This is a genomic window from Streptomyces sp. GESEQ-35 (genome assembly GCF_017948485.1).
Classification (GTDB): Bacteria; Actinomycetota; Actinomycetes; order Streptomycetales; family Streptomycetaceae; genus Streptomyces.
This window is the reverse complement of the sequence record NZ_JAFFSX010000034.1, coordinates 97,871-111,589: the sequence shown is the minus strand read 5'-3', so window position 1 is coordinate 111,589 and position 13,719 is coordinate 97,871. Positions and strand designations below refer to the sequence as shown.

Here is a 13,719-nt window from a genome sequence, read left to right as displayed (position 1 = left end):
ACAGGAGCGCCGGATTCCATGACCGGTTCGGGGTGGTCGTGCCCGTTTCATTGCGAGTTGCCCGATGTCGCGGTCGAGGGGTGGACGGCGCAGTGCCCGCGTTGTCAGTGGGGCCCGTTACGGTTCCGTCCATGGCTGCCCGTACGAAATCCACGAAGGACCGTCCGTCCTACCGCTGCACGGAATGCGGCTGGCAGACGGCGAAGTGGCTCGGCCGGTGCCCCGAGTGCCAGGCGTGGGGGACGATCGAGGAGTACGGCGCGCCCGCGGTCCGTACGACGACGCCGGGGCGTGTCACCACCTCCGCGCTGCCCATCGGCCAGGTCGACGGACGTCAGGCCACCGCCCGCTCCACCGGCGTACCCGAGCTGGACCGGGTGCTCGGCGGCGGCCTGGTCCCCGGAGCCGTGGTCCTCCTCGCGGGCGAGCCCGGCGTCGGCAAGTCGACACTCCTTCTCGACGTCGCGGCCAAGGCGGCGAACGACGAGCACCGCACCCTTTATGTGACGGGCGAGGAGTCGGCGAGCCAGGTCCGGCTGCGCGCCGACCGCATCAAGGCCCTCGACGACAACCTCTACCTCGCCGCCGAGACCGATCTGGCCGCCGTACTCGGCCACTTGGACGCGGTGAAGCCGTCCCTGCTGATCCTCGACTCCGTGCAGACGGTGGCCTCCCCGGAGATCGACGGCGCACCCGGCGGCATGGCACAGGTGCGGGAGGTGGCCGGGGCGCTGATCCGTGTGTCCAAGGAGCGCGGGATGTCCACACTCCTGGTGGGCCATGTCACCAAGGACGGCGCGATCGCGGGACCCCGGCTCCTCGAACACCTCGTGGACGTCGTCCTGAGCTTCGAGGGCGACCGGCACGCGCGCCTCAGGCTCGTACGAGGCGTCAAGAACCGCTACGGCACCACGGACGAGGTCGGCTGCTTCGAGCTGCACGACGAGGGCATCACGGGCCTGGCCGACCCGAGCGGCCTGTTCCTGACCCGCCGGGCCGAGCCGGTGCCCGGCACCTGTCTGACCGTCACGCTGGAGGGCCGCCGCCCCCTGGTCGCCGAAGTCCAGGCCCTGACCGTCGACTCCCAGATCCCCTCCCCCCGCCGTACGACATCCGGCCTGGAGACCTCCCGCGTCTCGATGATGCTGGCCGTCCTGGAGCAGCGGGGCAGAATCAGCGCGTTGGGCAAACGGGATATCTACTCCGCGACGGTCGGCGGCGTGAAGCTCTCCGAGCCCGCCGCGGATCTGGCCGTCGCCCTCGCCCTGGCATCGGCCGCGACCGACACCCCGTTGCCCAAGAACCTCGTCGCGATCGGCGAAGTGGGCCTCGCGGGCGAGGTCAGACGGGTCACGGGCGTGCAGCGCAGGCTCTCCGAAGCCCACCGTCTGGGCTTCACGCACGCGCTCGTGCCGGGCGATCCCGGCAAGATCCCTGCCGGTATGAAGGTGCTGGAAGTGGCCGACATAGGAGACGCCCTCAGGGTCCTTCCGCGCTCGCGTCGCCGAGAGGCCCCACGGGACGAGGAGGACCGCCGGTAGACTTTGCCCTGGTCTCGCCCGTGCGTACGAACCGAGTGTGCGAAACGGGAGCGCCAGAAGTACCTGCGACCGGAGGAGTGCAGTGGCAGCCAACGACCGGGCGGCAGCTCCCGGAAAGTCCGGCGGGAGTTCCGGTGCCGATGGCCTGATGCGCGCCTCACTGAGCGCCGTGGCACCCGGCACGGCGCTGCGCGACGGCCTGGAGCGCGTGCTCCGCGGCAACACCGGCGGTCTCATCGTGCTCGGCTTCGACAAGACCGTCGAGGCGATGTGCACGGGTGGATTCGTCCTGGACGTCGAGTTCACGGCCACGCGGCTGCGCGAGCTGTGCAAGCTCGACGGCGGCATCGTGCTCACCTCCGACCTGTCGAAGATCCTGCGGGCGGGCGTGCAGTTCTTGCCCGACGCGACGATCCCGACGGAAGAGACCGGCACCCGGCACCGCACCGCGGACCGGGTCAGCAAGCAGGTCGGCTTCCCCGTCGTCTCCGTCTCCCAGTCCATGCGGCTGATCGCGCTCTACGTCGACGGGCAGCGCCGCGTCCTGGAGGACTCGGCGGCGATCCTGTCCCGCGCGAACCAGGCCCTGGCGACCCTGGAGCGGTACAAGCTCCGCCTGGACGAGGTCGCGGGAACGTTGTCAGCGCTGGAGATCGAGGACCTGGTGACGGTCCGGGACGTCTCCGCGGTCGCGCAGCGACTGGAGATGGTGCGCCGCATCGCCACCGAAATCGCCGAGTATGTGGTCGAACTGGGCACCGACGGGCGGCTCCTGGCCCTCCAGCTGGACGAGCTGATCGCCGGCGTGGAGCCCGAGCGTGAGCTGGTCGTCCGGGACTACGTCCCCGAGCCCACCGCGAAACGCTCCCGTACGGTCGAGGAAGCCCTCTCCGAACTGGACGCCCTCACCCACGCCGAACTCCTCGAACTCGTGACGGTGGCAAGGGCGTTGGGCTACACCGGATCACCAGAAGCGCTCGACTCGGCGGTGTCCCCGCGCGGCTTCCGCCTGCTCGCGAAGGTGCCGCGCCTTCCCGGCGCCATCATCGACCGCCTGGTGGAACACTTCGGCGGCCTCCAGAAACTGCTCGCCGCGAGCGTGGACGACCTCCAGACGGTGGACGGAGTGGGCGAGGCGAGGGCACGCAGCGTGCGAGAGGGACTGTCGCGACTGGCGGAGAGCTCGATCCTGGAGCGGTACGTCTAGACGCAGCGATCGGCAGCGTCCCTAAGGGGCGCGGGGAACTGCGCGACCAGCCACAACGGACCCGCAGCCGCTCAACGACCTACCCAGGCACCCCTCAGAGCGTCCGGCACCTCACAGAGCGCCTAGTCCTTCTCCAGCACGAACGACGTCTGCACCTTCGCGAACCCCGGCGCCACCGCCTCCACCAGATACGTCCCCGCCGCCGCCGACCCCGCCGAAGGCGTCCCGCACTCCGGCGCGCTGGCCTTCCGGTCCCACTCCACGGTGTACGTGACGCTGCTGCCGGCCGGCACCCGGTACAGCAGGCTCCCGGACGTCTTCGGACAGTCCTCGGACGACCAGAAGTCCTCGTCGCTGCCCGCCTGAGTGATCGTCAACACCGTGCCCTGCGGCCCGAGATCGACCTTGCAGTCACCCCCGGAGGAGTTCGTCGCGGTCAGCTCAAGGCTCGGCGTCTGCCCCAGCCCGTACGCGTTGTGCAGGCTGCGCAGGCTCAACTTGACCGCCCCGGTGGTGCAGTTGGGCAGCGTGGACCCGGCCGGGAGCGTGTCCCCCGTACCGCCACCGCTGCCGGCACCACCCTCGGACCCGCCACCCGCGGACCCGTCGTCGCCGTTGGCGCCGTCGGAGGTTCCACCCGTGTCCCCGGACCCCGAACCCGAGCCGGAGGAGGACCCGTTGGAGTCCCCGTCTCCCGTCTCGTCGCGTCCGCCCGGGGCCTGGCTGATCGCGGGACCGGAGCCGGACGGTCCGGGCGTGATGGTGGACGGCGTGGGACTTCCGTCGCCGTTGCCGCCGTCGGCGCCGTTCTTGCTGCCGCCGCCCATGGTGACGATCCATGTGATCAGCAGCGCCAACAGGGCGACCACAGACACAATGACGACCCTCCGACGCCAGTAGATGGAGGAGGGAAGCGGCCCGACCGGATTGCGCAGAGATCCCACGGCGCAAACTGTACGAGAGATCGGCACCGACGCTGCCCCCACCCGCCGCCCGGGGCCACAACTTTTCCGGATCATCATCCCGGAAACGACCGTCTCATCCCCGACTTTCGTCAGATACCGGGTTCATGAACTCCCCCCGCTCTGCGGGTGGCGGAACACCCGAGCCCCCGTCCTCCCGTGGCAGGATCGGAAGGCCATGACTGCGCCCACGATGCCCCAGCCCCCGCACAGCGCCGACTCCGCCGCCGACCCTCTCGTCGGTGCACCCCTGCACTCCCCCGTCATCGCCTGGTTCGACGAGCACGCCCGCGATCTCCCGTGGCGGCGCCCGGAAGCCGGACCGTGGGGGGTGATGGTCAGCGAGTTCATGCTTCAGCAGACGCCGGTGAACCGCGTCCTGCCCGTCTACGAACAGTGGCTGGCCCGCTGGCCGCGCCCCGCCGACCTCGCGAAGGAGGCGCCGGGCGAGGCCGTCCGCGCCTGGGGCCGGCTCGGCTACCCGCGCCGCGCCCTGCGGCTGCACGGCGCCGCCGTCGCCATAACGGAACGGCACGGCGGCGACGTACCGACCGACCACACCCAGCTCCTGGCCCTGCCCGGCATCGGCGAGTACACGGCCGCCGCGGTCGCCTCCTTCGCGTACGGCCAGCGGCATGCCGTCCTCGACACCAACGTCCGCCGGGTCTTCGCCCGCGCGGTCACCGGCGTCCAGTACCCGCCGAACGCCACCACCGCCGCCGAACGCAAGCTCGCCCGTGCGCTGCTGCCCGAGGACGAGCGCACCGCAGCCCGCTGGGCCGCCGCCTCCATGGAACTCGGCGCGCTCGTGTGCACCGCCAGGAACGAGACCTGCCACCGCTGCCCCATCTCCGCCCAGTGCGCCTGGCAGCTCGCGGGCAAGCCCGAGCACGAGGGGCCGCCGCGCCGCGGGCAGACGTACGCCGGCACCGACCGCCAGGTCCGCGGCAAGCTCCTCGCCGTACTGCGCGAGGCCCACGCGCCCGTTCCGCAGGCCGTCCTCGACCGCGTGTGGCACGAGCCGGTGCAGCGCGCCCGCGCTCTCGACGGCCTGGTCGCGGACGGGTTGGTGGAACCGCTGGCGGAGGGGCTGTACCGGCTGCCGCTGAGCTGACGTATCCACAGGTTCGTCGGCCGACGGACAGCCACGTCACAACACCTCACAGCGAAACCCCAGCCCCACCCGACCCCAAATCACCCCATACCCGCCCCATCTCATCTGCACCTTTACTCCCGCCCTACCTCTGTTACACAACCGACGGACAGCCGAGCGCTGGCCGCAGGCTGCTTCGGACAGCCCCGTGACAACCCCTCCGTAGCTTCATTTCAGTGCCCGACGGGGGCGCGACGGCTACAGACCACAGGCAGTGGACACCGGCGTTCAAGCGGGCCGGGTACGGGGATCGGGAGGCGGTTGATCATGGAGCAGTGCGAGGTGGGCGCAGTGGCAGAGGTGCTCGAGTTCGAGGAGTACGTCCGCACCCGGCAGGACGCGCTGCTGCGCAGCGCCCGCCGACTGGTCCCGGACCCTGTCGACGCACAGGACCTGCTCCAGACCGCGCTGGTACGGACGTACGGCCGCTGGGACGGCATAGCGGACAAGCGGCTCGCGGACGCCTATCTGCGGCGCGTGATGATCAACACCCGGACCGAGTGGTGGCGGGCGCGCAAGCTGGAGGAAGTGCCGACCGAGCAGCTCCCGGACGCCTGTGTCGACGACGCCACCGAGCAGCACGCGGACCGCGCCCTGCTGATGGATGTCATGAAGGTGCTGGCTCCCAAGCAGCGCAGCGTCGTGGTGCTGCGACACTGGGAGCAGATGTCCACGGAGGAGACGGCCGCCGCCCTCGGTATGTCGGCCGGAACGGTCAAGAGCACGCTGCACCGGGCGCTCGCCCGGCTCCGCGAGGAGCTGGAGCGCCGCGATCTGGACGCACGCGCGCTGGAGCGTGAGGAGCAGGAGCGGTGCGCGGCTTGACCGACGCGGATCCCGACGTGGGCCCTGGGCCCACACCAGGTCGAGGCACATTGCAGGCGGCGTTCACGGCGGTGGCCGTGCTCGCCGCCCTCGCCCTTTTCGCGTCCGGCTGCGGCACCGGCGGCACCGGCGCCCGTGACGAGGGCCCGGCGCACTCCGACTCGGTCGCGCCCGCGAGCATGTCGCCGCCCGCCTCCCCGTCCGCCACACCGGCCCGCGTGGACGGCGTCAAGCTGGTGCAGGACGACCCGAGCATCGCGGCCGAGGTCAAGCGCGAGCTGAAGCCCTGCGTCGGCGACGAGTACCCGGTCGACGTGTCGTACGGCGACCTGACCGGAGGATCCGCGAACGATGTCGTCGTCAACGTACTGACCTGCGGTGACGCGGTCGGTGTCGGCTCCTATGTGTACCGCGAGGAGCACGGGCGGTACGAGAACGTGTTCAAGGTCGAGGAACCGCCGGTCTACGCCGAGATCGACCGCGGCGACCTGGTGGTGACCAAGCAGGTGTACGAGAAGGGCGACCCGGTGTCGAGTCCGTCCGGCGAGTATGTGATCACATACCGATGGTCCGCGTCGGGCCGCTTCACCGAGAAGTACCGCACGCGCAACGACTACAGCAGTGTCGTCGGGGAGGATCCGACCGTGGCACCCGAGGCCAGCTGAGGCGTGAACCGATCGGGCGGCCGGGAACGATCCTCCAGTGAACCGCCCGCACGATTTCTACGTCGACTGACTGAATGCACCACGAGACCGCACGAGGACAGAGAGCACCGGGATGGCAGACCAGACCCACGTCCTGTTCGTCGAGGACGACGACGTCATCCGCGAGGCCACCCAGCTCGCCCTGGAGCGGGACGGCTTCGTGGTCACCGCGATGCCCGACGGGCTGTCCGGCCTGGAGGCCTTCCGGGCGAACCGCCCCGACATCGCGCTCCTCGACGTCATGGTCCCCGGCCTGGACGGCGTCAGCCTGTGCCGCCGTATCCGGGACGAGTCGACGGTGCCGGTGATCATGCTGTCGGCACGTGCCGACTCGATCGACGTCGTGCTGGGCCTGGAGGCGGGCGCGGACGACTATGTGACCAAGCCGTTCGACGGCGCTGTGCTGGTCGCGCGGATCCGGGCGGTGCTGCGCCGCTTCGGGCACGCGGGCGGCGGCGGGCAGTCGGAGGAGCCCGCGTCCACGTCGGCCGGCGGGGTGCTGACCTTCGGCGAGCTGGAGATCGACACCGAGGGCATGGAGGTGCGCAAGGGCGGGCAGCCGGTCGCGCTGACACCCACGGAAATGCGGCTGCTTCTCGAGTTCTCGTCGGCGCCGGGCACGGTGCTGTCGCGGGACAAGCTCCTGGAGCGGGTGTGGGACTACGGCTGGGGCGGTGACACGCGCGTGGTCGACGTCCATGTGCAGCGGCTGCGTACGAAGATCGGCCAGGACCGTATCGAGACGGTCCGTGGCTTCGGCTACAAGTTGAAGGCCTGAGCAGGGGTATGCGGGGGATCGTGGGGCGCCTGGTCCCGGCGCGGTGGGCGCGCACGGGCATTCGTACGGGCGTGCGGTGGAAGCTGAGCGTGGCGATCGCGTTCGTCGGCGCGCTGGTGGCGATCACGCTGAGCCTGGTCGTGCACAACGCGGCCCGGGTCTCGATGCTGGACAACGCGCGCGACCTGGCCGACGAGCGGATCCTGATCGCCCAGCGCAACTACGAGCTGTCCAGCCGGCTGAACTTCCCGAACGTGGAGATCGACGACCCGAACCTGCCGCCCGAGCTGCGGGCGAAGGTCGAGCAGGGCCGCCGGGCCACCTATGTGACCGACGACAAGGGCGGTGTGCCGGACATCTGGGCCGCCGTACCCGTCACGGACGGGCATGTGCTGTCCCTGCACACCGGGTTCACCGACCGCAGCACCGACATCCTCAAGGACCTCGACCAGGCCCTTGTCATCGGCTCGATCGCGGTCGTCCTCGGCGGCAGCGCGCTCGGTGTGCTCATCGGCGGGCAGCTGTCGCGCAGGCTGCGCAAGGCGGCGGCCGCGGCGAACCAGGTCGCCAAGGGCGAGACGGACGTACGGGTGCGGGACGCCATCGGCGGTGTCGTACGGGACGAGACCGACGACCTGGCCCGCGCGGTGGACGCCATGACGGACGCACTACAGAAACGGCTCGATGCCGAGCGCCGGGTCACCGCCGACATCGCGCACGAGCTGCGCACGCCGGTGACGGGGCTGCTGACGGCGGCCGAACTGCTGCCGCCGGGCCGGCCGACCGAGCTGGTCCTCGACCGGGCGAAGGCCATGCGCACCCTGGTGGAGGACGTCCTGGAGGTGGCCCGGCTCGACGGTGCCTCGGAGCGGGCCGAGCTCCAGGACATCATGCTGGGCGAGTTCGTCACCCGACGGGTGGCGGCGAAGGACCCGGACGTCGAGGTGCGCGTGGTCCACGAGTCGGAGGTCACCACCGACCCCCGGCGCTTGGAGCGCGTGCTGTTCAACCTGCTCGCCAACGCCGCCCGGCACGGCAAGCCGCCCATCGAGGTCACCGTCGAGGGGCGGGTCGTCCGGGTCCGCGACCATGGCCCCGGCTTCCCCGAGAAGCTCCTCGCCGAGGGGCCGAGCCGCTTCCGCACGGGCAGCAGCGACCGCGCCGGCCGCGGCCACGGCCTCGGTCTGACCATCGCCGCCGGTCAGGCCCGTGTGATGGGCGCCCGCCTGACCTTCCGCAATGTCCGCCCGGCGGGCGCGCCGGAGCATGTCCCTGCGGAGGGTGCAGTGGCTGTGCTGTGGTTGCCGGAGCACGCGCCGACGGCCACGGGGAGCTATCCGATGATGCCGTAGGGCTCCGGCTCAGCAGGCCCAGTCCTTGTCCGTGTCGAGTCCGCCCGCGCGGGGCTGTGTGAAGGAGAACCAGTTCCCGGAGTCGTCGCGGAACAGCGCCTCCGTGCCGTACGGGCGCTCCTGCGGCTCCTGGAGGAACTCCACGCCGCGGTCCTTGAGCTTCTGGTAGTCACCCTGGATGTCGTCGGTGGTCAGCACCCCCGCGCCCAGCACCCCCTTGGCCACCAGCGTCCTGATCATCTCGGCGGACTCGGGGTCCATCCCCGGCCCGTCCGGCACCATCAGCGTGAGCTCGAAGTCGGGCTGGTTCGGGGAGCCGACGGTGAGCCAGCGCATGCCGCCCTCGCCCATCACCATGTCCGTTCGGACCTCGAGGCCCAGCTTCTCGGTGTAGAACTCCCTGGCGCGGTCCTGGTCGAGGACCCAGACGGTCGAGATGGCGAGGCCCTTGATCATGGCGTGCTCCTGTCGGCTGCCGTTCGTGCTTGCCATGTCACCGTAGGCGGCGGCGAAGTCAGTCCGCTTCTCCAGAATTGCGCTGTGATCCGGCGGGAGCCGATCTGTAGCCGCCGGCCCAGTGCATGACGTAGCACCCCGGTATGAGGGCGGTGCCGCGCCCCACGTGCTTCGCCCGGTACTCGCTGGGGGTCAGGCCGGTCAACGCCTTGAACCGGGTCGAGAACGTGCCCAGACTGCTGAAGCCGACGAGGTTGCAGATCTCCGTGACCGTCAGGTTCGCGGTGCGCAGCAGATCCTCGGCCCGCTCGATGCGCCGATGCGACAGATACTGGCCGGGCGTCTCGCCGTACGCCGCCTTGAAGGCCCGTATGAAGTGATAGCGGGAGTACCCGGCATGGGCGGCCACCGCGTCCAGGTCGAGGGAGGGCTCGGCCCAGTCGCGGTCCATGGCGTCCTTGGCCAGGCGCAGCGGCCGCATCTTGTCCATGGCCCGATGGTGGCACGCGGCACTGACAACGGCCCCCGGGGTGTGGACCCCGGAGGCCGTTCGCTCCCCGCCCGTTCAGACCGTCTCGGCCACCTGCACCTTCGGCGCCGTGCCGTCGCCGTCGGCGTCTTCCTTCGGCCCCGCCCCCTTCAGCGGCACCTCCTTGACGAACACCGCCGCGACCAGCGCGACCACGGCGACCACGGCTCCCAGCAGGAACGCCGAGTGAGTGCCCTCCGACACCGCGTGCTGGTACGCCTCCCGCGCCGCGTCCGGCAGCTTCGCCAGGCTCGCCGCGTCCAGCTGGGCGGACTGCTCGGTCACCTTCGAGCCCAGCGCGCCGGCCCGCTCGGCCATGACGTCCTGCACCCGGTGGTTGAACAGCGCACCCATGATCGCGACGCCGAAGGAGGAGCCGAGGGTGCGGAAGAGGGTGGTGGACGAGGACGCGACGCCCATGTCCTTCATCTCCACGCTGTTCTGCGCGACCAGCATGGTGATCTGCATCAGGCAGCCCATGCCGAGACCGACCACGGCCATGTACACACCGGACGTGAGCCGGCTGGTGTCCGTGTCCATCGCCGACAGCAGATACAACCCGACGACCATCAGCGCGCTGCCGACGACCGGGAAGACCTTGTACCGCCCGGTGTTGGTGGTCACCCGACCCGCGATCATCGACGTCACCAGCATCGCGCCGAGCATCGGCAGGAGCAGCAGCCCGGAGTTGGTCGCGGACGCGCCCTGCACGGACTGCTGGTACAGCGGCAGGAACAGGGTGGCGCCGAACATCACGAACCCGACGATGAAGCCGATGACCGACATCAGCGTGAAGTTGCGGCTGCGGAAGATGTGCAGCGGCACGACCGGCTCGGCGGCCTTGGTCTGCCAGAACACGAACCCGACGAGCGCGGCCACACCGATGCCGATCAGCTCCATGATCATCGCGGACGTCCAGGCGTACTCCGTGCCGCCCCAGGTGGTGACCAGCACGATCGCCGTGATGCCGACGGTCAGCAGTCCGGCGCCCAGATAGTCGATGCGCGCCTGCGCCCGCTTCTTCGGCAGGTGCAGTACGGCGCTGATGGCGAGCAGCGCGACGATGCCCAGCGGCAGGTTGATGTAGAAGGACCAGCGCCAGCCCCAGTTGTCCGTGATGGTGCCGCCGACCAGCGGTCCGCCGATCATCGCGAGCGCCATGACGCCGGCCATCATGCCCTGGTACTTGCCCCGCTCGCGGGGCGGGATGAGGTCACCGATGATCGCCATGACGCCGACCATGAGCCCACCGGCGCCAAGGCCCTGGACGGCCCGGAAGCCGATCAGCTGCCCCATGTCCTGGGCCATGCCACTCAGCGCCGACCCGATCAGGAAGAGCACGATCGAGCTCATGAAGACGCCCTTGCGCCCGTACATGTCGCCGAGCTTGCCCCACAGCGGGGTGGAGGCGGCGGTCGCCAGCGTGTACGCGGTCACGACCCACGAGAGGTGCTCGAGCCCGCCCAGCTCTCCGACGATCGTCGGCATCGCCGTGCCCACGATCATGTTGTCGAGCATCGCGAGCATCATGGTGATCATCAGTGCGAGCAGCACGACCCGCACACTCTTTGGCTGCTTCGCCGCCGTCTCCGTCCCTGCCCCTGCCATCTTTCCCACTCCCCCAGCTCAGCTACTTACTTGCCGCCCGGCTAGTTGTCTACACTGGGAAGGTAAATGCGTAACTAGCCGGGCGTCAAGTAAGTTTTCTGGAAAGCCGAAGAGTACGAGGATGGGCGGCACCATGGACGGCACCAAGCAGCGGCGCCGCGGGGACACCCGCCAGCGCATCCAGGACGTGGCCCTCGAACTCTTCGCCGAGCAGGGCTACGAGAAGACCTCGCTACGAGAGATCGCCGAGCGCCTCGGCGTCACGAAAGCGGCGCTCTACTACCACTTCAAGACCAAGGAAGAGATCATCGTCAGCCTCTTCGAGGACCTGACGAAGCCGATCGAGGACCTGATCGAGTGGGGCAGGCAGCAGCCGCACACGCTGGAGACGAAGCAGGAGATCGTACGGCGCTACAGCCAGGCGCTGTCCGAGGCGTCGCCGCTGTTCCAGTTCATGCAGGAGAACCAGGCGACCGTGCGGGAACTGAGCATCGGCGAGATGTTCAAGAGCCGCATGATGGGCATGCGCGACATCGTCATAGACCCGGACGCCGAGCTGGTCGACCAGGTCCGCTGCATCAGCGCGCTGTTCACGATGCACGCCGGGATGTTCGTCCTGCGGGAACTCGAAGGCGACCCCGAGGACAAGCGCAAGGCCGTCCTCGAGGTCGCGATCGATCTGGTGACCCAGGCGCACACCGGCACCCGGAAGTCGTAGCTCCGTCTCAGACGGTCACGCCCTTGGTGCGCAGGAAGGCGACCGGGTCGATGGCGGAGCCGTAGTTCGCGGTCGTACGGATCTCGAAGTGCAGGTGCGGGCCGCTGGAGTTACCGGTGTTGCCGGACAGGGCTATCCGCTGGCCGGTCTTGACGACCTGGCCGACCTTCACGTTGATCTTCGACAGGTGGGCGTACTGGGAGTAGCTGCCGTTGCCGTGCTTGATGACGATGGCGTTGCCGTACGCGGGGCCGTCACCGGCGCCGTTGGAGCCGGCCTTGACGACGGTGCCGCCGTGCGCGGCCAGGACCTTGGTGCCGCTCGGCACGGCGAAGTCCTGCCCGGAGTGCGTGGACTGCCACATGCCGCCGGCCTGGGCGAAGCTCGCGGAGAGCGTGTACTTCTTCACCGGGTCGACCCAGGAAGCGGCCTTCTTCGCGGCGACGGTGGGCGCGGCCGACTTGGCAGCGACAGTGCCCTGCGCGGCGGTCGCGACTCCTGCCCCCAGCACGACCGAGGCACCCACGGCGGCAGCCATGACGGCCCCACGGGTGCGGAGCAGGGACGTACGGGAAGAGCGAGCGGAGACGCGCTTGAACATCAGAACCTCACGGGGGACGGGGACAGAAAACCACCCGGCGCACAGGCAGCCGCCGGATGGACCACCCCTTGGTACCCCCATCGCCCAGAGACCCCCAAACCCCTGATCTACGACGGAATCTAGTACTTCAGTACAAAACTTCCCGGTTCTTGACAGAGCCCCCATCAGGAATAAATCCACCCAAGAGGGCAAAACTCGCAGGCCGGTTCGGCACTAAACATCCGTTTTGCCCGATCATGACTTGCCACTATCCGCCCTAGTAACGGACAAATCGCCTGTGCGGCTTGTCACCGGGCGACAGGCTCAGGAGCCCTCGAAATGTGACCGGGGCTACGCCGCAGAAGGACGCACCCCGCGGCTGTCGTCGCGAGTGCGCACCCTGCGGTGTGACGCGCCTCTCGACGAGAGCTACCGTCCAGTAACCTTCCGGTTCCCCCCAGGCCACTGCCACCCACGAGCATGCCTCCGACAACCGGCAGCGCACGTGTGACGTGAGAGGACCCCCACCCCCATGACCAGAGGCACCTGGACGCGCCGCATAGGCATGACCGCCGTCACCACCATCGCCGTCACCGCGATGGCCGTCCCCGCCGGCGCCCAGGCCGCGACCACCACGAGCACCTCCACGGCCGCCACCGCCGCAGCCGCCGAGGACGTCGACTACGACACCTGGCAGAACGACTGCCAGGCGGTGATGGACCAGGCAATGCCGTACGTGCAGCAGCGCATCGCCAACACCAAGCCGGGCGAGAAGCAGGCGATCGTCTTCGACATCGACAACACCACCCTGGAGACGGACTTCGGCTTCAGCTACCCGCAGCCGGCCAACCAGCCGGTCCTCGAGGTCGCCGAGTACGCCCAGGAGCACGGCGTCGACCTCTTCTTCGTGACCGCCCGGCCGGGCATCATCTACGCCCCCACCGAGTACAACCTCAAGCACGAGGGCTACGACGTCTCCGGTCTCTACGTCCGCAGCTTCATCGACCTCTTCAAGGACGTCGCCGCCTACAAGACCGCCCAGCGCGTCGACATCGAGTCCAAGGGCTACACGATCATCGCCAACATCGGCAACAGCGCCACCGACCTCTCCGGCGGCCACGCCGAGAAGACGTACAAGCTGCCGGACTACGACGGCCAGCTGTCGTAGGACCGCCGTTTCAGGGGCCGGCGCCTTTGTGCGCGCCGGCCCCTTCGTCAGGTGACCCAGTTGGTGACGAAGCACCGTGTGACGCGCCAAAGCACAGTAAAATCATGGTAGTTACAAAGACTGCCAGGTGCACAGACG

Annotated in this window: 14 protein-coding genes; 9 read left to right on the top strand and 5 right to left on the bottom strand. The window is 69.4% G+C overall.

What is annotated here, in order from left to right:
- Positions 1–131 precede the first annotated feature (131 nt).
- Both radA and disA read left to right on the top strand, forming a co-directional pair.
- A complete protein-coding gene (gene radA / locus KCH87_RS42905; RefSeq protein WP_210593368.1) occupies positions 132–1,541 on the top strand; it encodes a DNA repair protein RadA in 1,410 nt (469 codons plus the stop codon).
- Positions 1,542–1,623: 82 nt separating this feature from the next.
- Complete coding sequence (gene disA / locus KCH87_RS42900) at positions 1,624–2,748, top strand: DNA integrity scanning diadenylate cyclase DisA (protein WP_210593367.1); 1,125 nt, start codon at positions 1,624–1,626, stop codon at positions 2,746–2,748.
- A gap of 122 nt (positions 2,749–2,870) precedes the next feature.
- Here the strand turns inward: disA and KCH87_RS42895 are convergent, their stop codons facing one another.
- Positions 2,871–3,692 (bottom strand): hypothetical protein, encoded by an 822-nt coding sequence (locus KCH87_RS42895; protein ID WP_210593366.1) that lies wholly within the window; start codon positions 3,690–3,692, stop codon positions 2,871–2,873.
- A 196-nt stretch (positions 3,693–3,888) separates the two neighbouring features.
- Here KCH87_RS42895 and KCH87_RS42890 point away from each other — a divergent pair, with 196 nt between their 5' ends.
- The 5 genes from KCH87_RS42890 to cseC all read left to right on the top strand — a co-directional run bounded on the left by KCH87_RS42890 (position 3,889) and on the right by cseC (position 8,522).
- Entirely contained in the window at positions 3,889–4,824 is a 936-nt protein-coding gene (locus tag KCH87_RS42890) for an A/G-specific adenine glycosylase (RefSeq protein WP_210593365.1), read from the top strand.
- 306 nt (positions 4,825–5,130) lie between these two features.
- The gene (locus KCH87_RS42885) at positions 5,131–5,688 is read left to right on the top strand and encodes a SigE family RNA polymerase sigma factor (RefSeq protein ID WP_210593364.1); all 558 of its coding nucleotides are present in this window, start codon (positions 5,131–5,133) and stop codon (positions 5,686–5,688) included.
- A complete protein-coding gene (locus KCH87_RS42880) occupies positions 5,676–6,353 on the top strand; it encodes a hypothetical protein (protein ID WP_210593363.1) in 678 nt (225 codons plus the stop codon). Before KCH87_RS42885 ends, KCH87_RS42880 begins: the two co-directional genes overlap by 13 nt.
- 112 nt (positions 6,354–6,465) lie before the next feature.
- A complete protein-coding gene (gene cseB, locus KCH87_RS42875; RefSeq protein WP_210593362.1) occupies positions 6,466–7,170 on the top strand; it encodes a two-component system response regulator CseB in 705 nt (234 codons plus the stop codon).
- Between the two features lie 8 nt (positions 7,171–7,178).
- The gene (cseC, locus tag KCH87_RS42870; protein ID WP_210593361.1) at positions 7,179–8,522 is read left to right on the top strand and encodes a two-component system sensor histidine kinase CseC; all 1,344 of its coding nucleotides are present in this window, start codon (positions 7,179–7,181) and stop codon (positions 8,520–8,522) included.
- 9 nt (positions 8,523–8,531) lie between these two features.
- On the opposite strand, the gene KCH87_RS42865 is transcribed toward cseC, so the two are convergent.
- From KCH87_RS42865 to KCH87_RS42855, 3 genes are all read right to left on the bottom strand, one after another.
- Entirely contained in the window at positions 8,532–8,978 is a 447-nt protein-coding gene (locus tag KCH87_RS42865; RefSeq protein ID WP_210593399.1) for a VOC family protein, read from the bottom strand.
- Between the two features lie 58 nt (positions 8,979–9,036).
- A complete protein-coding gene (locus KCH87_RS42860; RefSeq protein ID WP_247197651.1) occupies positions 9,037–9,468 on the bottom strand; it encodes a helix-turn-helix transcriptional regulator in 432 nt (143 codons plus the stop codon).
- 75 nt (positions 9,469–9,543) lie between these two features.
- A complete protein-coding gene (locus tag KCH87_RS42855) occupies positions 9,544–11,115 on the bottom strand; it encodes an MDR family MFS transporter (RefSeq protein ID WP_210593360.1) in 1,572 nt (523 codons plus the stop codon).
- A 121-nt stretch (positions 11,116–11,236) separates the two neighbouring features.
- Between KCH87_RS42855 and KCH87_RS42850 the strand changes: the two genes are divergently transcribed.
- Entirely contained in the window at positions 11,237–11,833 is a 597-nt protein-coding gene (locus KCH87_RS42850; RefSeq protein WP_210593359.1) for a TetR/AcrR family transcriptional regulator, read from the top strand.
- Positions 11,834–11,840: 7 nt separating this feature from the next.
- Here the strand turns inward: KCH87_RS42850 and KCH87_RS42845 are convergent, their stop codons facing one another.
- Positions 11,841–12,434, bottom strand: coding sequence for a M23 family metallopeptidase (locus KCH87_RS42845; protein WP_210593358.1), 594 nt, complete (start codon positions 12,432–12,434; stop codon positions 11,841–11,843).
- A 511-nt stretch (positions 12,435–12,945) separates the two neighbouring features.
- On the opposite strand from KCH87_RS42845, the gene KCH87_RS42840 reads away from it, so the two are divergent.
- Positions 12,946–13,581: an HAD family acid phosphatase gene (locus tag KCH87_RS42840; RefSeq protein ID WP_210593357.1), complete on the top strand. Its 636-nt coding sequence runs from the start codon at positions 12,946–12,948 to the stop codon at positions 13,579–13,581.
- Positions 13,582–13,719 lie beyond the last annotated feature (138 nt).